The 19082-nt window shown below is 69.9% G+C and carries 18 protein-coding genes; 7 read left to right on the top strand and 11 right to left on the bottom strand.

Annotated elements, in window-relative coordinates:
* Positions 1-80: 80 nt before the first annotated feature.
* Positions 81-548 (top strand): ATP-binding protein, encoded by a 468-nt coding sequence (locus D452_RS0108490; protein ID WP_193374220.1) that lies wholly within the window; start codon positions 81-83, stop codon positions 546-548.
* Between the two features lie 77 nt (positions 549-625).
* Here D452_RS0108490 and D452_RS0108485 read toward each other — a convergent pair whose 3' ends face one another.
* The 3 genes from D452_RS0108485 to cmtR all read right to left on the bottom strand — a co-directional run bounded on the left by D452_RS0108485 (position 626) and on the right by cmtR (position 5189).
* Positions 626-805 carry a hypothetical protein gene (locus D452_RS0108485; RefSeq protein WP_017543729.1) on the bottom strand — a complete coding sequence of 60 codons (180 nt, stop codon included), beginning with the start codon at positions 803-805 and terminating at the stop codon, positions 626-628.
* A 226-nt stretch (positions 806-1031) separates the two neighbouring features.
* Complete coding sequence (locus D452_RS0108480; RefSeq protein ID WP_017543728.1) at positions 1032-4268, bottom strand: efflux RND transporter permease subunit; 3237 nt, start codon at positions 4266-4268, stop codon at positions 1032-1034.
* A gap of 570 nt (positions 4269-4838) precedes the next feature.
* Positions 4839-5189: a Cd(II)/Pb(II)-sensing metalloregulatory transcriptional regulator CmtR gene (cmtR, locus tag D452_RS0108475; protein ID WP_017543727.1), complete on the bottom strand. Its 351-nt coding sequence runs from the start codon at positions 5187-5189 to the stop codon at positions 4839-4841.
* 171 nt (positions 5190-5360) lie between these two features.
* Here cmtR and D452_RS0108470 point away from each other — a divergent pair, with 171 nt between their 5' ends.
* The 5 genes from D452_RS0108470 (at position 5361) to D452_RS0108450 (ending at position 10213) form a co-directional block, all read left to right on the top strand.
* A complete protein-coding gene (locus D452_RS0108470; RefSeq protein ID WP_017543726.1) occupies positions 5361-6272 on the top strand; it encodes a cation diffusion facilitator family transporter in 912 nt (303 codons plus the stop codon).
* A 283-nt stretch (positions 6273-6555) separates the two neighbouring features.
* On the top strand, positions 6556-7845 hold the full coding sequence (locus tag D452_RS0108465) for a TrkH family potassium uptake protein (RefSeq protein WP_040693393.1): 1290 nt from the start codon (positions 6556-6558) through the stop codon (positions 7843-7845).
* A gap of 40 nt (positions 7846-7885) precedes the next feature.
* On the top strand, positions 7886-8557 hold the full coding sequence (locus tag D452_RS0108460) for a potassium channel family protein (protein ID WP_026129091.1): 672 nt from the start codon (positions 7886-7888) through the stop codon (positions 8555-8557).
* 80 nt (positions 8558-8637) lie between these two features.
* Entirely contained in the window at positions 8638-9666 is a 1029-nt protein-coding gene (locus D452_RS0108455) for a metal ABC transporter substrate-binding protein (RefSeq protein WP_017543723.1), read from the top strand.
* Between the two features lie 313 nt (positions 9667-9979).
* Positions 9980-10213 carry a DUF397 domain-containing protein gene (locus tag D452_RS0108450; protein ID WP_017543722.1) on the top strand — a complete coding sequence of 78 codons (234 nt, stop codon included), beginning with the start codon at positions 9980-9982 and terminating at the stop codon, positions 10211-10213.
* Positions 10214-10400: 187 nt separating this feature from the next.
* Here the strand turns inward: D452_RS0108450 and D452_RS0108445 are convergent, their stop codons facing one another.
* Positions 10401-11237, bottom strand: coding sequence for a helix-turn-helix domain-containing protein (locus D452_RS0108445; RefSeq protein ID WP_017543721.1), 837 nt, complete (start codon positions 11235-11237; stop codon positions 10401-10403).
* Positions 11238-11504: 267 nt separating this feature from the next.
* Entirely contained in the window at positions 11505-12002 is a 498-nt protein-coding gene (locus D452_RS0108440) for an ATP-binding protein (protein WP_017543720.1), read from the bottom strand.
* Between the two features lie 317 nt (positions 12003-12319).
* Here D452_RS0108440 and fabG point away from each other — a divergent pair, with 317 nt between their 5' ends.
* Positions 12320-13078, top strand: coding sequence for a 3-oxoacyl-ACP reductase FabG (fabG, locus tag D452_RS0108435; protein ID WP_026129090.1), 759 nt, complete (start codon positions 12320-12322; stop codon positions 13076-13078).
* A 99-nt stretch (positions 13079-13177) separates the two neighbouring features.
* On the opposite strand, the gene D452_RS0108430 is transcribed toward fabG, so the two are convergent.
* The 6 genes from D452_RS0108430 to D452_RS0108405 form a co-directional block, all read right to left on the bottom strand.
* On the bottom strand, positions 13178-14458 hold the full coding sequence (locus D452_RS0108430) for a hemolysin family protein (RefSeq protein WP_017543718.1): 1281 nt from the start codon (positions 14456-14458) through the stop codon (positions 13178-13180).
* Between the two features lie 145 nt (positions 14459-14603).
* The gene (locus D452_RS0108425; protein WP_017543717.1) at positions 14604-15581 is read right to left on the bottom strand and encodes a serine hydrolase; all 978 of its coding nucleotides are present in this window, start codon (positions 15579-15581) and stop codon (positions 14604-14606) included.
* 96 nt (positions 15582-15677) lie between these two features.
* The gene (locus tag D452_RS0108420) at positions 15678-16301 is read right to left on the bottom strand and encodes an energy-coupling factor transporter transmembrane component T family protein (protein WP_017543716.1); all 624 of its coding nucleotides are present in this window, start codon (positions 16299-16301) and stop codon (positions 15678-15680) included.
* Entirely contained in the window at positions 16298-16990 is a 693-nt protein-coding gene (locus tag D452_RS0108415; RefSeq protein ID WP_017543715.1) for an energy-coupling factor ABC transporter ATP-binding protein, read from the bottom strand. The genes D452_RS0108420 and D452_RS0108415 overlap by 4 nt, the downstream gene beginning before the upstream one ends.
* The gene (locus tag D452_RS0108410) at positions 16990-17613 is read right to left on the bottom strand and encodes a biotin transporter BioY (RefSeq protein WP_017543714.1); all 624 of its coding nucleotides are present in this window, start codon (positions 17611-17613) and stop codon (positions 16990-16992) included. The genes D452_RS0108415 and D452_RS0108410 overlap by 1 nt, the downstream gene beginning before the upstream one ends.
* 181 nt (positions 17614-17794) lie before the next feature.
* A complete protein-coding gene (locus D452_RS0108405) occupies positions 17795-18997 on the bottom strand; it encodes a lactonase family protein (RefSeq protein ID WP_017543713.1) in 1203 nt (400 codons plus the stop codon).
* Positions 18998-19082 lie beyond the last annotated feature (85 nt).

The following is a 19082-nucleotide window of genomic DNA, read 5'->3' as shown; positions in this document are numbered from 1 at the left end:
CAGCCCCTCGACCAGTGCCCGCGCACCCGCTCCCGACGGCGTCGGCCCCTCTCCACCGTCCCCAACGCCCGGCCAGTCCCATGAAAGAGTCCAGCAGTACCCCGTCCCGATCCACCGCAGAGGGCCGTCCCGTGCGTCGGCGCTTCCCCGGTCTGGCCAGCCAGATCGCCTACGCGCGCAGGTTCGTCGCGCGGCAGCTGGCGGTCTCACCGGAGGTCACCACGGCGACGCTGTTGACCAGCGAGCTCGCCACCAACGCCATCACCCACAGCGACTCGGGCCGCGCCACAGGGAAGTTCGAGGTGTGCGTGCGGCACGCGCCCGGGTGGGCCCGGGTGGAGGTCCGTGACCTGGGCAGCACGACGGAGGCGCCCACGCCCCAGCACCGCGATCCCTACGACACGGCCGAACACGGCCGGGGTCTGGATCTGGTGGAGGCGCTCGCCAGTAAGTGGGGGACCGAACCACGCCACGACGGCCGGGGCCGTCAGGTGTGGTTCGAACTGGTGTGGGACGGCGACGACCAGGAGTCCGATCGGTCCGGCTGAGGGGCCGGTGCGGTTCCGGAGCTGGGCGTTCCCGGCCGCCAGGTCCGTGCGTCGCCGTGCCGGGGGCGTGTGCTGTCCTAGTCGTCAGCCGTGGTCGGTACGGTCCCCTTGGGGGCCTCGGTGGTCACACCGGTGTCCGTGGCGGGCAGCCGGTAGCGCTCGTACAGTTCGCGCGCGTAGTCCTTGGCCTCCTGGGAGGGCTCGTCTCCGAGCTCGTCGCGAACGAGGTCATCCAGGCTCTTCTTCGAATCATCCATGGGGGGAAGCCTGCCTGGACTGGGCGGATAGCACAAATCGACATACCGGTGACACAGAGGAAGGGCCCTGGATCCCTTGATCCACAGGGCTTTGCGGTCCTCCGGCGGTCTCGGGGCCCCGCGTTCCCCACGCTCACGGGCCCGGTCCGGTGCCGCCGAACGCGAGGAGGGTGCCCCGCACGACCCCCGTGCGGGGCACCCTCCTGTGGGTGCCGTACCGGTGGAGCTAGCTCCCGCTGGTTCCTCCGGTGGCGGTGTCCTGGTCCCGCGGGACGTCACCGGCCTCACCGTCGGCCGTGGTGCCGTCGCTCGATTCCCTGGCCTCCGCCCGGGCACGCCGCTTGGCGCGGCGCCGCTCCTGACGCTCGGCCGACCTGGCCTCGCGCCGCTGGCGGCGCACCTCCACCAGCTGGTAGAGGACCGGGACCAGGATCAGGGTGAGCAGGGTCGAGGTGACCAGACCACCGATCACCACGAGGGCGACCGGGGCGGAGACGAAGGCTCCGCCGCCCGCCAGCCCCGTGGCCATCGGGACGAGCGCGGCGATGGTGCCGACCGCGGTCATCAGGATGGGGCGCAGGCGGTGTCGCGAGCCCTCGACGATGGCCTCGCTGAGGCCCATCCCCTTCTTCCGGTTCTGGTTGATCAGGTCCATCAGCACGATGGCGTTGGTGATCACGATGCCGATGAGCATCAGCATGCCGATCAGGGCGGCGGCGCCGATCGGCGTGCCGGTCAGCATCAGCAGGCCCAGAGAACCGGTGGCGGCGAACGGGACCGAGACGAGCAGCATGAGCGGCTGCATCAGGCTCTTGAACGTCGCGACCATGATCAGGTAGCAGATGATGACCGCGGCGAGCAGTGCCAGACCCAGCTGCGCGAAGCCCTCGGTCTGGTCCTGGCTGACACCGCCGAGGCTGGCGGTGGCACCCGAGGGCAGGTCGATCCCGTCCAGCGCCTGGGTGATCTCGACGCTGACCGCGCCGAGGTCGGAGGCCGTGGGGTTGGCCGACACCGTGGTGCTGGTGACACCGTCGATGCGGGTCAGCTCCGGCGGCTGCTCGACCTCGGTGACCTCGGCGACGTCGCCGAGTTCGATCTCCTCGCCGGTGGGCGTGGTGATCGGCAGCTCCTCGAGCTCGGCCACGGTGCCCGGCGCGTCCTGGACCAGGACGACGACGTCGCGGCGGATGTGCTCGATGGTGGCGTCACCGACGTCGCGGCCGTTGAAGGCGGCGGAGACGGTCTGGCCGACCACGCTCTCGTTGAGGCCGTACTCGGCGGCCTCCTCACCGTCGACGTGCACCTCCAGCGCGGGCTGCGACTGGGAGATGCCGCTGGTGACGTCGTCCGCGCCGTCGATGCCGCGGAGTTCGTCCTCGATCATCCCGGCCGCCTCGACCAGGGTGTCCTGGTCTTCGGCGGTCACACGGACCTCGATGCCCGAGCCGCCCATGCCGCCCGTGGAGTCCATGCGCGGCGGGTACTCGGTGTCGAGGTCGTCGAAGGTGTCCCGCAGGACGTCGCGGTTGCGGAGCTGGTCGGTGTCGGGGTCGGCGGTGATCGTGTAGTCGATCTGGTCGCCGCCCCCGCCCATCATCGGGTTGCCGCCGATGTTGACCTGGTAGGTCTCGATCCAGGCCATTCCGGCCAGGGCTTGCTCGACCTTGACGGCCTCGGCGTCGGCGGCCTCCAGGGACATGCCCGGTTCGAGCTCCTGGATGACCGTGTAGGTGTTCTCCTCGGCCTCGCCCAGCCAGTCCGTCTCGGAGTTGGCGGCCATCACGACGGTGCCGCCGAAGATCGCCACCGAGGCGGCGAGCGTGACCACCGTGGCGACCCTGCGCTTGGTGGTGATCCACCGGATGATCGGCAGGTAGGCCCGCTGGAGCGGGGTGCGCATCTCGCGCTGGTGCGCGGCTCGCTCGATCTCCTCGCGGCTGGCGTCCCCGACCTCGGCGGGCCGCAGGAACCAGTAGCACAGGACCGGGGTGATGGTCAGGGCGACGAGCAGGGAGCCGGCCAGGGCCAGGCTGCTGGTGACCGCGAACGGCATGAAGAGCTCGCCGACCATGCCGCCGACGAAGGCCAGCGGGAGGAACACGGCGATGGTGGCGAAGGACGAGGAGGCCACGGCGGTGGCGACCTCGCGGACACCGTCCTTGACGGCGGTCATCCGCTCCTTGCCGTAGTCCATGTGTCTGCGGATGTTCTCCAGCACCACGATGGAGTCGTCCACCACCCGGCCGATCGCGATGGTGATCGCGGCCAGGGTGAGCATGTTCAGGGTGAACCCGAACACCTGCATGCCGACGAAGGCCGCCAGGACCGACACCGGGATGGACACCGCCACCACCAGGGTGGAGCGGATGGACAGCATGAAGACCAGGATCACGATGACCGAGGCGGCCAGGCCGTAGGCACCGGCCTCGAACATGTCCGTGATCGAGTCGTTGATGAACGGAGCCTGGTCGAAGACGACGGCCAGGTCGATGTCGTCGCCGAGCAGGTCGGACTGCTGGTCGAGGACGTCCTGGACGCCGTCGGAGATCTCGACGGTGTTGCCGTCCGGCGTCGCCATGACCATGAGCGCGACGCTGGGGTTGCCGTCCAGGCGGGCGATGGAGGAGGCGTCCTCGGTCACCATCTCGACGTCGGCGACCTCGGAGAGTTGCACGGGAGAGGGCGCCGGGGCCGGAGGCGCGCCCGGCATGGCCGCGGACGGGTCCGCGCCCTGGGAGGGCTGCACCCACACGTCCTCGATGTCGTCGAGGCTGGTGAGCTGGTCACCGGTGGTGACGCTCAGGCTGCGGCCGTCCTCGTCGATGCTGCCGCCCGCTATGAGCAGGCCGCTGGACTCCAGGGCGTCGGCCAGGTCCTGGGTGCTGATCCCGGCGTCGGAGAGCTCGTCCTCGTCCGGGGTGACCTCGACGCGCTGGTCGGGGACGCCGGACAGGTTGGCCGAGCGCACGCCCGGGACCGACTCCAGTTCCGGGATGAGCACGTTCTCGATGGACGCGGCCATCGACTGCTCGTCGCCGTTCTCGGAGCTGGCGGCGAGCATCATCACCGGCATCATGTCCATGCTCAGGGCCATGACGGAGGTGGAGGCGTCGTCGGGGAGCAGACCGGAGATCTGGTCGACGGCGACCTGGGTCTCGCGGACCAGGGCGTCCTGATCGCGGTCGTAGTCGAACTCCGCCATGATCTGCGCGGACCCGGTGGTGGAGGTCGAGGTGATGGTGTCGACCCCCTCCACTCCCTGGAGGGCCTGTTCGAGGGGCTCGGTGACCTGTCCCTCGACCACCTGCGGTGTGGCGCCCTGGTACTGGGCGGAGACCATCACCATCGGCAGGGACATCTCGGGGAAGAGCTCACGCTTGGACGACATCGCCGCGAGGACGCCGAAGAGCAGAACGGCCAAGGTGATGAGGAGGACCAGCGCCCGGTTGCCGAGCGACATGACCGAAAGCCGGTTCACGCGTTCGTCCCTTCCGCCGGGTGGGCGGAGCCCCGAGTCGGGGGTTGTTCCGCGCGGAGGGCCGTTGGGGCCTGTCTGGACATGAGAGGTGCTCGCTCCTAGCTCGCCGTGTGTGGGACGGCCGGACCCGGGTGTGCGGCGTTCGTTGTCGAGCGCGCGCTCACCGGTGCGGTCTCGGTGCCGATCCGCGAGGACGTGGGTGTGGGGGATGCGGGGTGTTCGTCCGCCTGGTACGGGGCCCGCGAGGGGCTGCGCATCCGCCGGGCGCACCACTCACCATACGTCGCGTTATATCGGAAGTTGAGCGGAACAAGGGAGTTCAGGGATCTCTCAGGGACATGTCAGCCTTCTGTCAGGGTCCCGTCCGACCAAAGTTAGGGACGCCTGCGAAAAGGACGGGGGTCACCCCTCCCGAAGTGTGTGTTCGTGCGCTCAGAACGCACGGGTTCCTGTAACGGACATCACATGGACCTTTCCGGCCCCCCGAAACTCGCCGGAGTGTGCCGCGCCCGCCCGGCGAACCGGGGACGAGCGACGGCGCGGCGCGGTGACTCAGACGACCGGCGCCTGTTCCCCTGGTTCCCCCTGGGAGTCCAGGGTCACGTGGGGCTGCGTGGTGCCCCAGACGACACCGAGGAGGTCCTCCAGCGCGTGGGCCAGGGACGCGTCGACGAGTTCGTAGCTGACCTGGCGTCCGCGCGCCTGCGTCCGGACGAGTCCGCAGTCGCGCAGGCAGGCGAGGTGGTTGGAGACGTTCTGCCGGGTGAGGCCGAGCCGGTCGGCGAGTCCGGCCGGATAGTCAGCCCCCTCCAGCAGGGCCAGGAGGAGGCGGCACCGCGTGGGGTCGGACAGGGCGCGGCCAAGACGCTGGATCGCGGAGAGGCGCTGCTCGGAGGTCAACATGAAAATCATTGTACATCGTTTGCTGTATAGACAGTCATCGCTGTATAAACAGTGAAGGCTGAACTGTTGGCCGGGGACACCCGGGCCCACCGATCACGCGGGCCCACCGCAGCAGACCGCAGCGACCGTGGCGACGCCGCCACCGCTCGCACCGAACCGAGGAGGGAACCCATGGGCGCGGGACACGACCACGGCCCGATCACCGCCGGGGCCGCCAACAGCAGGAGGTTGGCGCTGGTCCTGGGATTGATGCTCGTCGTCGCCGTCGTTCAGGTCACCGGCGCCGTGTTCAGCGGCAGCCTCGCCCTGCTCGCGGACGCCGGACACACCGTCACCGACTCCTTCGGGATCGCCCTCGCGCTGGCCGCCGTGTGGATCGCCGCGCGCCCCGCGACCAGCAAGCGCACCTTCGGTTTCCAACGGGCCGAGATCCTCGCCGCCGCCGTCAACGCGATCGTGCTGTTCGCCCTGTGCGCGTTCATCGTGATGGAGGCGGTCAAGCGACTCAGCGAACCCGCCGAGGTGTCCGGGCCCGGCATGGTGGTCGTCGCCGCCTTCGGCCTGGTCATGAACATCGTGGCGCTGTTCGTCCTGCGCTCGGGCGCCAAGGAGAGCCTCAATGTCAAGGGCGCCTACCTGGAGGTCATGAGCGACGCTCTGGCCTCGGTCGGCGTGATCGTGGGCGGCCTGATCGTGTGGCTCACCGGCTGGCAGCAGGCGGACACCCTGGTCTCCCTGGGCATCGCCGCGATCATCGTGCCGCGCGCGTGGGCGCTGCTGAAGGAGGCCGTGCACATCCTGCTGGAGGCCACGCCCAAGGGCATGGACCTGAGCGAGGTCCGCGCGCACCTCATGGGTCACCCGGCCGTCATCGACGTGCACGACCTGCACGCCTGGACCATCACCTCGGGTGTCCCCGTGATGTCCGCGCACGTGGTGGTCTCCGAGGACGACCTGAGGGACTCCGGAAGGATGCTCGACGAACTGCACGAGTGTCTGACCGGGCACTTCGACGTCGAACACTCCACCCTCCAACTGGAGCCGCCGGGCCACGCCGACCACGAGGGCGCCCGGCACCCCTGAGGGGTTCCCACTCCTCGCGGTGGGGCGGCGTGCCCGGACCGCGTGGCTTTGGCAGAATTGTTCGGGTCCCCGAGCGAGGAGAGCCCGTGTCACGGAGCCCTGACCACCAGGCACGTCAACGGTGAACCGACCGCCCGCACGCCGTCGCCCCAGGGCGCTGCGATGGTTCGCACGCGGCGTGTTCTCGCTGCGGGGAGCGGTACGGAACCGGAACCCGGCCACCGAACGGCACGTCAGTCGGGAGCCCCGCGCCTGGCTCAAGCCCGCGCGGGTCTTCCTGCTGATGTTCGTGACGGTGGATCTGGTCGGTGCCCTGCTCCTCAGCACCCCGTGGGCGACGACGGACGGCCGCGGGCTCCCCTTCGAGCAGGCCTTCTTCACTGCGACCTCGGCGCTCGCGGTCTGCGGTCTCAGCGTCGTCTCGATCGGTGACGACCTGAGCGGGTTCGGCCAGGGCGTGGTTCTGGCGCTGATGCAGGCGGGCGGCATGGGCATCATGACCCTGGCCTCGCTGCTGGGAACCGCCGTGATCCACCGGTTCGGGCTCCGGATGCAGCTCAACGTGCAGGCAGAGATGCGCACCCTGTGGGTCGGGGACGTGCGCGGCCTGGTGAGCCGGGTCCTGATGATCTTCCTGGTCTGCCAGGCGATCACCTTCCTCCTGATCACCCCCCGCATGTGGCTGGGCTACGACCTCACCCTCGGCCAGGCGGTCTACTCCGGCGTCTTCCACGCGGTCTCGTCGTTCAACAACGCCGGGATGTCCCTGTACCCCGACAGCTTCGTCCGGTTCTCCGGAGACGCGCTCGTCCTCTTCCCCATCGCGCTCTCCTCGATCCTCGGCGGCATCGGCTTCCCCGTGCTGCTGGAGCTGCGCCGCCAGCTGCGCACGCCGCACCGCTGGACCCTGCACACCAAGCTCACCGTCGCCACCACCAGCCTGCTCTTCGTGGTGGGAGCGCTGCTGGTCACCACGATGGAGTGGAACAACCCCAACACCCTGGGGCAGCTGCACTGGTGGGCCAGGGTCACCGACGGCGTCTTCGCCGGGGTGATGCCGCGCAGCGGCGGCCTGAACTCCGTGCCCACCGGCGAGATGCAGGACTCCACCCTGCTGCTGACCATCATGCTGATGTTCGTCGGCAACGGCAGCGCCGGGACGGCGGGCGGGATCAAGGTCGCCACCCTCGCGGTCATCTTCCTGGTGGTGCTGGCCGAGGTCCGCGCGCACGACCGCGTGCACGTCTTCGGTCGTCAGCTTCCCTACGACGTGATCCGCCAGGCCCTGAGCCTGGTCTTCCTGTCCGCGACGGTGGTCGCGGCCAGCACGTTGGTCATGCTGTACGCCACCCGGTACTCCCTCCTGGAGGTGCTCTTCGAGGTGGTGTCGGCGTTCGGCGTGGTGGGGCTCTCCACCGGGATCACCCCCGATCTCGCGCCCTGGAACCAGTACCTGATGGCGGTGCTGATGGTGGCCGGACGGATCGGGCCGGTCACCTTCGTGACGGCCCTGGCCTTCCGCGACCGGCACCGCCGCTACGAACTCGCCGAGGCCCGGCCCATCATCGGTTGAGCACGGGATCCCATCGGTACTTCCCCGGAGGAGAGAGAACATGCCACACCGAGACAGACCAGACGACAAGCGCGTGCTGGTCATCGGCCTCGGCCGGTTCGGGAGCTCGCTCGCGCTGGAACTGGTCAACCGCGGCTGGGAGGTGCTCGGCCTGGATTCCAACCCCCGCCTGGTGCAGACCTACGCCGACGCGCTCACCCACACGGTGGTCGCCGACGTCACCGACGAGGAGGCGCTGCGACAGATCGGCGCGGCCCAGTACGCGCGGGCGGTGGTGGCGATCGGCAGCCACCTGGAGGAGAGCATCCTGGCCACGTCCCTGCTGGTGGACATGGGTGTGCCCTCGATCTGGGCGAAGGCGACCAACCGCAGGCACGGGCGCATCCTGGAGCAGGTCGGCGCGGACCACGTGGTACTGCCCGAGCACGACATGGGCGAGCGGGTGGCGCACCTGCTGTCCGGCCGGATGCTGGACTACGTGGTCCTGGACTCGGGCTTCGCGCTGGGCAAGACCCGGGCGCCGAAGTCGCTGCTGGGCAGGACGCTGCGGGAGACACGGGTACGCCAGCAGTTCGGGATCACCGTGGTGTCGGTGAAGCGGGTGGGGGCGTCCTTCACCTACGCGACCCAGGAGACCGTCCTCCACAAGGGTGACGTGATCGTCGTGGCCGGGCGCACCGACGACGTGGAGCGGTTCGCGGAGAGCACCTGAACGGGGTTGTGGCAGGCCAGGGAGCTTCCCGACAAGGCCGACAAATTGACAACCGTTTTCATTGTCCCGATGATGGGTCCATGAGAACTCCCATCGCGCGCGCCGCCGCCCTCGGCGCCACCACACTCCTGTTCGTCACCGGGTGCGGAACCGGCGGAGGCGGGACCGACGAGGACGGCGTCTCCCCCGCCGACGCGGACCTGACCGTGGTCACCGGCGTGTATCCGCTGGAGTGGCTGGCGCAGGAGATCGGTGGCGACGGCGTCGCCGTCGTCCAGCTCACGGAGCCGGGCACCGAACCGCACGACCTCGAGCTGACCGGCCGACAGATCGCCGAGGTCAGTGAGGCCGACATCGCCTTCTACGTCCAGGGACTCCAGCCCGCGGTGGACGAGGCGGTCAACCAGGAGGCCGAGGGGGCCGCTCTCGACGTGGCCGACATCGTCGAGCTCCGCCCGGCCGCTGGCGCAGACGACCACGCGGAGGACGAACACGCGGAGGACGAACACGACCACGATCACGATCACGACCATGGGCACGAGGAGGAGGACGGGGGGCACGCCGAGGACGACGGTCACGACCACGGCGACCTCGACCCGCACTTCTGGCTGGACGTGGACCTCATGAAGGAGTCCGCCGAGGCCCTGGCCCAGCGGATGGGCGAGATCGACCCCGAGGGAGCCGACCGCTACCAGGAGGGGGCCGAGCGCGTCGTCGGCGAACTCTCCACCATCGGCGATGCCTACGAGGACGGCCTGGCCACCTGCGAGCACCGCGAGGTGGTGGTCGGCCACACCGCCTTCACCTACCTGACCGAACAGTACGACCTGGAGCAGATCGGGGTCAGTGGGGTGGACCCCGAGACCGAGCCCTCCCCCGCCCAGATCGCCGCGATCACGGACGTCGTCAGGGAGCGCGACATCACGACGATCTTCACCGAACCGCTGATGCCCGCCGCCACCGCTGACACCATCGCCGCCGAGACCGGCGCTCGGGTGGAGGTGCTCGACCCGCTGGAGGGCGTCACCGACCGGTCGCCCGGCGACGACTACCCGTCGATCATGCTCGGCAACCTGGACGCGTTGACCGCCGCACTCTCCTGCGAGTGAGTCGAGGGGGCGCACCCCCCAACGAGGCCCCGTCGGATACCGGCGGGGCCTTTTGCTACCACAGGACATTCAATGCGGGGCGCCCTTTCCAATAACGGTTCCGCGATCGTCACAAAGGGCCTGACCTGCATCGAAATGGGCTTGATCGGATACCGAAAGGCATCCCGATTACATGGCGCTTACATCCTCACAAAGCTCCGGACAAGTGGCGATGGTCACGCTATGCTCGGAAGAGTGTCAGTGCTGATGCACGTGCATCTGTCAGTGCATCGGTACGCACATCCCCTCAGAGAGACCAAGGAGCTAGACGAACATGACCGCACACAACGGCATCCGCGCGACCGAGCTGACCGAGGCCTCCTGGCAGAAGGCCAAGCGCAGCAACTCACAGGGCGCCTGCGTCGAGATGGCCCGCCTCAACGACGGTTCGATCGCCATGCGCAACTCGCGCTTCCCGACCGGACCGGCCCTGGTCTACACCCAGGAGGAGATCGACTGCCTCATCCTGGGCGCCAAGGACGGCGACTTCGACAATCTGCTCGGCTAGGGCGTGTTCCCCGACTCCTGACCGGCGCACCCCGGGGCGGTGCGTCAGCAACGGCCTGGTATGCCTCACCCTTGCTCTCTCCCAGGCCGCAGGGGCTCCACGAACACCGAAGGGCTCCGTCCGAACGGACGGAGCCCTTCACGCGTGTGTGGACCGGCCGGGCGGGGGGGCGGCCTCGGTACCGGTGTCAGTTGCCTTCGAGGTCCTTCAACATGTCCTTGAGGAAGGAGAGGGTCTCGTCGGGGGTGGCGGCGGAGACGCTGAGCCGCGTCATGGCCTTGGTGTAGGCCTCCACCGTGGCGGGCTTGTCGATGACCTCGCCGTCGGTGAGCTGTTCGAGGTAGACGATGTCGGAGAGTTCGAACTCGGAGTAGCGCAGCAGCGTGAAGGAACCGGCCTCCGCCGCGTGCGCACCCACCTCGAAGGGGATGATCTGGAGGGTGACGTTCTCGTGGTTCTCGCAGAGGTGGATCAGGTGACGGAGCTGGCCGCCCATGATCGCCGGGCCGCGCTCCCTGCCCCCGATGGGACGGCGCACGGCCGCCTCGTCGAGGATGATCCACATCTTCTTCCCGGCTTCCAGGTGCTTCTGTCTGGTGAGTCTGGCCTGGATGCGCTGCTCGGTCACCATGTCCGTGTCGACGCCGCCGGAGATGATCTCGCGGGCGTACTCCTCGGTCTGGAGCAGGCCGGGCACGAACTGGGACTCGTAGATCCGGATCTGGTCGGCGGCCTCCTCGAAGCCCACGTAGCGGATGAACCACTTGTGGAGGGCGTCGCCGTACTCCTTCCACCAACCGGGCTTGTTGGATTCGGCGGCCAGTTCCCGGAATTGCTTGAGCAGCTTGCGGTCCGTGACGCCGTACAACTTCAGGAGGTCCTCGATATCACGGGTCTTGAATCCGACCCGGCCGAGTTCCATGCAGCTGATCTTGGAGGCGGAGGCGCGAATCTTCTCACCGGCCGCCTCACGCGTGAGGCCGCTGCGCTCCCGATGCTTCCTCAGCTGGTGCCCGAGGAGCATGCGACGCACGGTGGGTCCACTCCCCTGACGCAATTGAGCGATATCCACCTTCGCCGCCTCTCTGTCATTCTCCGAACAAGGGTATCGGGTGGACCGAACCCCTTTGCCGGGCGGTCCGGACACTACACGTACACGATATAGCCCGCGTCCCGCGCCGCCCACGGATCGGTCCCGTCTACGCCTCCGACACGTCGGATCGCTGGGTGGAGACCCTCCGGGGGCCACCAAGCGGTCGGCCCCCGAGAACCGGGGGCCCGTGTCATCGACTCACACGAATTGCGCCCAAACGAACTTTCCGCCGGGCGGCGTGGGAATCACTCCCCACTCTCGCGCGAAAGCGCTCACCAGGGCAAGCCCTCTGCCACCCTCCATGCTCGGCTCCGCTTCCCTTCTGTGGGGCAGGCGATCTCCGCCGTCCCGAACGGCGCAGATGAATTCACCGCCGCTGCGCATCAGGGACAGCTGAATACCGGCTTCGCCCTGCCTGGTCAAGGCCAGAGGTCCCCCGTGGCGTACCGCATTGGTGACCAATTCGGAAACGACCACCGCCACATCACCTGACAAGTACTCCATCCGCCATTCGAGGAGGAGGGCCGCGGAAATCTCGCGCGCGGCGGCCACCGCCCGGGGACGGGGTTCGAAGGTCCACGTGACGGCGTCGTGCCGGTCACCGCAGACCGGGGTGTTCCAACGACGCGAACCATGGGTCAGGACCCTGAGCCACCAGGCGCCGGCCGGCTTCGCCACCACCTCCGCACACTCCATGCCCTTCAACTCCTCACTGACGCTTCGCGCCGGGCCGCCGACGAAAGGGGAGGCCCGTGCCGGTGCACGACCCGAATGCACGTGCATCTCGGCGTTGGAGGCAATCGTAGGCCACACCCCGACAAAGTGCAGGCAAACGCGGACACGAACCCGAATGGATTGCCGGTGCGCAGGTGGGAGGTATCGAGGAGCTGCCGCGGAAGCGCTACCCAGGTGTTTCGCAAGTGCGGCGCAACCACCACCCGGGGACGTACCGACCGGTAGGCATGTGGATAGGATTCCCCAGCGCCCAGCACACGAATTACGGAGGTAACACCATGTCCCCAACGCCTCGTGTGGCGATCGTTACCGGTGCGGCCCGTGGTATCGGGGCCGCGACCGCCCAGCGTCTGGCCCGTGAGGGCCGAACCGTCGCGGTGCTGGACCTCAGGGAGTCCGACGCCCGGGAGGTCGCGGACCGGATCACGGACGCCGGTGGCACGGCCGTCGCGGTGGGCTGCGACGTTTCCGACGAGGACCAGGTCGCCTCGGCGGTCGACACCGTCGCCGAACGGCTCGGCCCGCCCGCGATCCTGGTCAACAACGCGGGCGTGCTCCGCGACAACCTGCTGTTCAGGATGTCCGCCGACGACTGGGACACGGTCCTCGGCGTGCACCTGCGCGGATCGTTCCTGATGAGCAGGGCCGCACAGGCGCACATGACCGCCGCCAAGTGGGGCCGGATCGTCAACCTGTCCAGTTCCTCCGCGCTGGGTAACCGGGGCCAGGCCAACTACTCGGCGGCCAAGGCGGGGCTCCAAGGCTTCACCAAGACCCTCGCCGTCGAGCTGGGCAAGTTCGGTGTCACCTGCAACGCGGTCGCCCCCGGGTTCGTCGAGACCGCGATGACCCGCGCCACCGCGGAGCGGATCGGTATCGACTACGACGACATGAAGGCCTTCAAGTCGGCCGAGATCCCGGTCCAGCGGGTCGGCTACCCGGAGGACATCGCCAACGCCGTCGCGTTCTTCACCGGCGAGGACGCCGGGTTCGTGTCCGGCCAGGTCCTGTACGTCGCGGGTGGCCCCCTCGACTGACCGGCCCCGGCCACAGGGCGGGCGTCCCCTGGCGGCGGGGCGCCCGCCCTCCGTGATTCACGTGGCCGGAACCGGCCATCCGATCCCGGCGCCGGCGCGCTAGGAGGGCGGCTCCTCCGGCTTCGGGCGCACGAGCACCTCGGTGATGGTCCTGCCGTTGGTCTCCGCCACCTCGGCCGTCCAGCCGCCGAAGTCCACCCGTTCCCCCGCCCTCTGGGGGATGTGTTCCAGCACGGCGAGGATCAGCCCGGCCACGGTGACGTAGTCGCCCTCCGGCGGGTCCGGGAGGTCCAGGTCGAGGTCGGACAGGTCGTGCACCGGGTAGGTCCCCGGCAGCGTCATCGACCCGTCCTCGTGCCGCCGGACGACGCGGACGTCGGTGTCGGTCTCGTCGTAGATCTCCCCGACGATCTCCTCCAGCAGGTCCTCCAGGCTGACGATCCCCTCGATCCAGCCCATCTCGTTGACCACCACGGCGAGCTGCGCGCGTTCCTCGGTCATCCGTTCGAGGGCCAGGGACACCATTAGGGAGTCCGGGAGCAGCATCGGTTCCCGAGCGACCTCACGGACGCTTCCCGCCCCTCGAACGAGGTCGGACCAGTGCACCACGCCGAGGACCTCGTCGAGGTCGCCCTCGGCCACCACCGGCGCCCTGGAGTGCCCGTGCTCGGCGAGCATCCGCAGGGCGTCGTCGGTCGGCGTCCCTGCGGGGACGGTGAACACCTCCCCGCGCGGCACGACCACCTGGCGTAGCCTCCGGTCGTCGATCTCGAACGCGCCCGTGATGATGGTGCGCTGTTCCTGGGTGATGCCGCGCTGGGAGGCGAGCATGTCCCGCAGTTCCTCCTCCGGGATCTCCTCCCTGGCGGCCGCGGGGTCACCGCCGGTCAGTCTCACCAGCAGGTCGGTGGACGCGCTCAGCAGCCACACGACCGGACGGGACAGCGTGGCCATCAGGTCCAGGGGGCGGGAGACGGCCAGGGCCCAGGTCTCGGCGCGCTGCATCGCGACGCGTTTGGGCGCGAGCTCTCCCAGCACGAGCGTCACGAACGTCAGGACGACCGTGACGAGGACGACCGACACCGGGGCCGCGGCGGCACCGAGGAAGCCCAGGGGTTCGACGAGCGGACGCGCCAGGGACACGGCGGCGGTGGCGGAGGCGAGGAACCCGGCGAGGGTGATGCCGATCTGGATGGTGGCGAGGTAGCGGTTGGGGTCCCCGGCCAGGCGGGCCACGGCCCTGCCGCCCGCTCCGCGTGCCGCCAGGTGCTTGACCTGACCCTCGCGCAGGGTGATCAGTGCGATCTCACTGCCTGAGAACAGGGCGTTGACCAGGACCAGGGCCAGAACCAAGCCGAGCTGCACCCCGTAGCTGTCCATGTTCCGCCGTCTCCCCCGTGGTGGCCCCGTGGTTCGTTACCCCTTGTCCACTCACCCTTACACAACGCGCTGGTCGGACCCCCTCCACGCACCGTGGTCCGCGTTCTTTGTCGGAGGGCCGGGGTACCGGGCGCCGACCGCCGCGTCACGTCCCGAGTGACGGGCCGGTGGCCAGGAGGAGGTCGTCGCGGGGGCCGGGCGTGGCCTCGATGGCGTCGGTGACCTCGGTGACCAGTTCCTCGACGAGTTCGATGCCCGGGGCGTAGCCGGGGTGTCCTTCGGACAGGACCGCGACCAGGTACTCGTGGTCGGGGCCGCGGACGTATCCGACGCTGTTGATGATCCACGCGCCGCCGTCGGACTCGTTCGGAGTCCAGCCGTTCTTCACCCCCACGGTGTCCCCTGGGGCGGCGACCGCGGTGACCCCCCAGGCCTGTTCGGGGACGACCGACTCCATGAGCCCGCGGACGTGAGCGCGGTCGTCCTCGGAGAGCGGCCCCTCGTCGCTGTACAGGGCGCGCAGCAGGCGGACCTGGTCGGCGGCGGTGGTCGTCGTGGCGCCCCAGCTCCCACCCGCGTCGGGTTCCGTGCCGGTGAACCCGAGGCGCCTTGAGTGACGGCGGAACCCGTCGGTGAAGCCGAGCCGGGAGTAGAGGGCGTCGGTGACCGAGTTGTCGCTGTACCTGATCATCCGTTCGGCCCGATCGCGCTCGTCCTCGGTGAGTGCGCGGCCCTCCTCCTCAGCGCTCATGAGGAGCATGGTGATGACGGTCAGCTTGGCGACGCTCGCGGTGGGGAACCGCTGGTGCGCGTGATGGCTGAAGGTGGTGCCGGTTCGCAGGTCCTGGACCGCGATCCCGAACCCGGCCGCGTGCCGGGCGTCGAGGGCCTCGACGCGTTCGGTCAGGGCGGCCCGCTCGTCCGGGGGAAGGGCCGTGCCTCCCAGCGCGGCGGTGGGCGACTGCCGGGGCGGGGCGGCGTGTTGGGCGATCCGCGCGTCTCCGTGGGGCACGGCGTCGATCCCGGGGAGCGCACCGGGCAGGGAGGTGGCCACCAGAAGGGCGACGAGGACGGCGGTCGCGACGGACCGGACTCGTCGATCGGCGGAGGGAGGCCGGGGCACACGATCACCGGTTGCACCGTTGAGGGGGTCTGGCGGCCATTGTCCCCGGACAACCAGCGCGAATCACCCGTTCGATGCCGAATCGGTACCGGCGGGTCAGTCCGTTCCCACGCGGGTGTCCTCGTCGATCCCCCGGGCCACCAACGCCTCACCGGTGGCGTCGGCCATCCGGAGCAGTTGGACGATCACCGGCACCACCAGCAGGTGCGGCCGCCCGGTCAGACCGCGTGCGCGGTACCCCTCCCGCGCGGCGCGCCAGGCGGTGGCGACCATCGGGATCGACCGCACGGTCAGCGCGAGCACCAGGGCGACCCGGTCGGGGTTCACCCCTACGTGGCGCAGCGGACGGGCGAGGCGTTCGAAGAGGTCCAGCATCTCCCGCACACGGGTCGTGAGGGTGACGGCGTTGGCCAGCAGCACCAGGGCGGCGAGCTGGGAGCAGAGACGGAGCCCCTCCTCCCAGGCGCCGAACAACACCTGGAACGCCCCGATGGCCAGGAGGAACGGCCACAGCGCCCGCAGGACCCCCAGGGCCCGGCGCGGGTGCAGGCCGACGAGCGGGTACGCCACGAGGCTCGCCGCGAGGGCCCCCAGGGACACCCAGGGGCCGGCGGCGACCAGCAGCGCCGCGCCGGCCACGAGCAGGCCCAGGAGTTTGGGCCCGGCGGGCACCCGGTGCAGCGGGCCCGTGCCGGGCACGTACAGGCCGATCGCGCTCACGTGGCGCCGTCCGCCTGGTCCATGAGCTTGGTGTAGAAGGACACCGCGTCCCCGGGGACTCCGTCGAACGCCACCCGGCCCCCGGCCATGACCAGGACCCGGTCGAAGCCGGAGAGCAGGTCGAGGTCGTGGGTGAACAGGACGACCCTTTGATCGAGCCCGGCCAGGGTGCGGTGCACCATGCGGGTGTTGCGCAGGTCGAGCAGGGTGGTGGGTTCGTCGCAGACCAGGATCTCGGGCCCGGTCACCAGCACCGAGGCCAGCGCGAGGAGCTGCTTCTGGCCTCCGGAGAGCAGGTGCCCGGGGTGGTCGCGGTGGTCACTGAGCCCGTACCGCTCCAGGGCCTCGTCCACGCGGCGGGCGGTCTCCTCCCTGCCCAGCTTCAGGGAGCGCAGTCCGATCTCCACGTCCTCGGCAACGGTCGGCATGATGATCTGGTTGGCGGCGTCGGAGAAGACGAAGCCGACCCTGCGCCGGACCTGCCCGGCGTGCCGCCGGGTGTCCCACTCCCCCAGCGAGACCCTGCCCGCGTCCGGCAGCACCAGGCCGTTCAGGGTGCGGGCCAGGGTGGACTTGCCCGATCCGTTGGCCCCGATCACGCCGATGCGGTGCTCGCTCAGGTCGAGGTCGACGTCCCGCAGCACCGCGCGGCCGTCGTAGGAGTGTGAGACCCCTTCGAGGCGCAGCATCAGTCGTTCTCCGGGGAGACCCGCTCGTCGATGACCGGGCGGCCCGCCGGGGGGATCGGGTAGGCGCGGAAGACGGCGCTGGTGATCGCCGCGGTCGCCACGGCCTTGACGATGTCGCCCGGAAGGAAGACCGCCATGGACAGGGCCCCGGCGAGGACGCCGTCCCCGAGGACCACCGCCATCCAGGGGACGCCGATCGCGTAGATGACGACGACCCCGCCCAGCAGGTTGATGAGCAGACCCCGCAGGAAGCCGTACTTCCCGTGCGCCACCATGCGGTCGGTGAGGAAGCCGATGACGAGCGCGGCGAAGATCCAGCTCACGATGAACCCGGCCGAGGGCCCGGCCAGGACGGAGAGCCCGCCGCGTCCGCCCGCGAAGAGCGGGAGCCCCGCCAGTCCGAGCGCCAGGAAGGCCGTGATCGCCAGGCTGCCGCGCTTCCACCCGAGGAGGCTGGGGGCGAGCATGATTCCCAGGGTCTGGAGGGTGATCGGCACCGGCCCGACGGGGATGGCGACGGTGACGCTGAGCGCGGCGATCAGCGCGGCGAACACGGCGACGAGTGCGAGGTCGCGCGCGGTGAGTCCCCGGTAGCGGACGTGGGCCGTCACGGTGGTGGGCATGCGTGGTCACCTTCGGGGAGGAGTCGGGATCGGGTCACCGTCCATTGTCCGTTATGCGGGGTCGACCGGCAGGGGGCGGGGCGCACAGAAGCTCGGCGCGGGTGTTGTAGGGGTTCGCCTAGGACCCCGGTCACAGTGAGTGGTCCGGGCCCCTGGCTCTCCCCGCGATCCCTCTCCGGAGTCAGGCCTGGGCGGTCTCGGCGCGTCGGATGCGCTTGATGGGCACCGGCAGCACGCAGACGGGGACCGGGACGTCCAGGCGGTGGCCGGTGTCGGTGGGGATTCCGGTGTCGGGATCGATGAGCAGCGACATCAGGGAGTCCCCGTTCTGGGCGGCCACGACCAGGTGGTCGGGCTGTCCGTTGTGGCCCCGGACCACGGTGAAGTGGCGGGGCCAGGCGCCCACGGGGGTGTCGGCCAGGTGTTCCAGGCGGGCGCCCTCGTCGCGGACGGCGAAGGTCGAGACGGCGTCCGCGCCGCGGTTGGACACGTAGACGCGCCCCTCGTAGGTGGTGGTCATCGGCAGGGCGTCACCGTCGGCGATCTCACGGCCCTCGACCTTGAGCCGGTGGAGCGCGATCTCGGCCGGGAAGTTGTCGGGAAGGGGGTCACCGACGGCGGGGACGGACCCCAGGTGCTCTCCGGTGCCGTTGCGCGGGTTCCAGCGCACGACGTGCACCCGGGAGTCCAGTTCGCCGGTGACGTAGACGTGGCGGCCGTTGACGGCCATGTGCCGGGGGCCCGTTCCGGAGGGCAGGCGGACGGTGCCGAGGAGACCCTCGTCGATGGCGGGGGCCGGGCCCTGGTTCTCCTCGTTGAGCGGGGTGGCGTAGTGGTACACGCGCAGTTCGTCCGTGCCGAGGTCCGCGGCGAGCAGGTAGCGCAGGCGGGGATCGTGGGAGTCGAGGACCACGGCGGTGCTGTGCGCGTGCGGCCCCTCCTGGCGGTCGGAGACCGGCCCGTGGCCGCGGTGGGCGAGTTCGCGGCGGGGTTCGGTGGGCGCGCCGTCGACACCGGTGGGCTGGATGGTCACCACGCCGTTGGCGTAGTTGGCCACGGCCACCCGTTCGGGGCCCAGGTAGCGGACGTGGCAGGGCGAGCCTCCGCCGGTGGGCGCGGAGCCGAGTTCGGTGAGTGTGGCGTCGCCGTGCACCCGGAAGGCGGTGAGTGAGCCTTCGGCCCGCTCGTTGACCGCGTACACCGTGGGAGGGTCCGGCCGGAAGGCGAGGAACGAGGGTCCGGTGGTGCGGGCGGCGACGCCGTCCGGGGTCAGTTCTCCGGTCTCGGGGTCGAACCAGACACGGTGGACGCCCTCCCCCTTGCCGGGCGGGTCGGAGTCGGGGGTGTAGGTCCCCACGAGCAGGAGCCGTCGTGGTGTGTCCACAGGATGTCTCGTTTCCGTCGCCTCGGGCAGGATCGTGGTCCAGACCACGGCGGGAATGCTACCGCCCCCGTCGTCGGTGGGAAAG

Source organism: Nocardiopsis prasina DSM 43845 (genome assembly GCF_000341265.1).
GTDB classification, from domain to species: Bacteria; Actinomycetota; Actinomycetes; order Streptosporangiales; family Streptosporangiaceae; genus Nocardiopsis; species Nocardiopsis prasina.
This window is presented reverse-complemented; position numbering and strand designations above follow the sequence as displayed.

Coding starts and splice junctions, on each gene's coding strand:
- D452_RS0108490 (WP_193374220.1), top strand. CDS start 81: ATGAAAGAGTCCAGCAGTACCCCGTCCCGATCCACCGCAGAGGGCCGT.
- D452_RS0108485 (WP_017543729.1), bottom strand. CDS start 805: ATGGATGATTCGAAGAAGAGCCTGGATGACCTCGTTCGCGACGAGCTC.
- D452_RS0108480 (WP_017543728.1), bottom strand. CDS start 4,268: ATGTCGCTCGGCAACCGGGCGCTGGTCCTCCTCATCACCTTGGCCGTT.
- cmtR (WP_017543727.1), bottom strand. CDS start 5,189: ATGTTGACCTCCGAGCAGCGCCTCTCCGCGATCCAGCGTCTTGGCCGC.
- D452_RS0108470 (WP_017543726.1), top strand. CDS start 5,361: ATGGGCGCGGGACACGACCACGGCCCGATCACCGCCGGGGCCGCCAAC.
- D452_RS0108465 (WP_040693393.1), top strand. CDS start 6,556: ATGTTCGTGACGGTGGATCTGGTCGGTGCCCTGCTCCTCAGCACCCCG.
- D452_RS0108460 (WP_026129091.1), top strand. CDS start 7,886: ATGCCACACCGAGACAGACCAGACGACAAGCGCGTGCTGGTCATCGGC.
- D452_RS0108455 (WP_017543723.1), top strand. CDS start 8,638: ATGAGAACTCCCATCGCGCGCGCCGCCGCCCTCGGCGCCACCACACTC.
- D452_RS0108450 (WP_017543722.1), top strand. CDS start 9,980: ATGACCGCACACAACGGCATCCGCGCGACCGAGCTGACCGAGGCCTCC.
- D452_RS0108445 (WP_017543721.1), bottom strand. CDS start 11,237: ATGCTCCTCGGGCACCAGCTGAGGAAGCATCGGGAGCGCAGCGGCCTC.
- D452_RS0108440 (WP_017543720.1), bottom strand. CDS start 12,002: ATGGAGTGTGCGGAGGTGGTGGCGAAGCCGGCCGGCGCCTGGTGGCTC.
- fabG (WP_026129090.1), top strand. CDS start 12,320: ATGTCCCCAACGCCTCGTGTGGCGATCGTTACCGGTGCGGCCCGTGGT.
- D452_RS0108430 (WP_017543718.1), bottom strand. CDS start 14,458: ATGGACAGCTACGGGGTGCAGCTCGGCTTGGTTCTGGCCCTGGTCCTG.
- D452_RS0108415 (WP_017543715.1), bottom strand. CDS start 16,990: ATGCTGCGCCTCGAAGGGGTCTCACACTCCTACGACGGCCGCGCGGTG.
- D452_RS0108410 (WP_017543714.1), bottom strand. CDS start 17,613: ATGCCCACCACCGTGACGGCCCACGTCCGCTACCGGGGACTCACCGCG.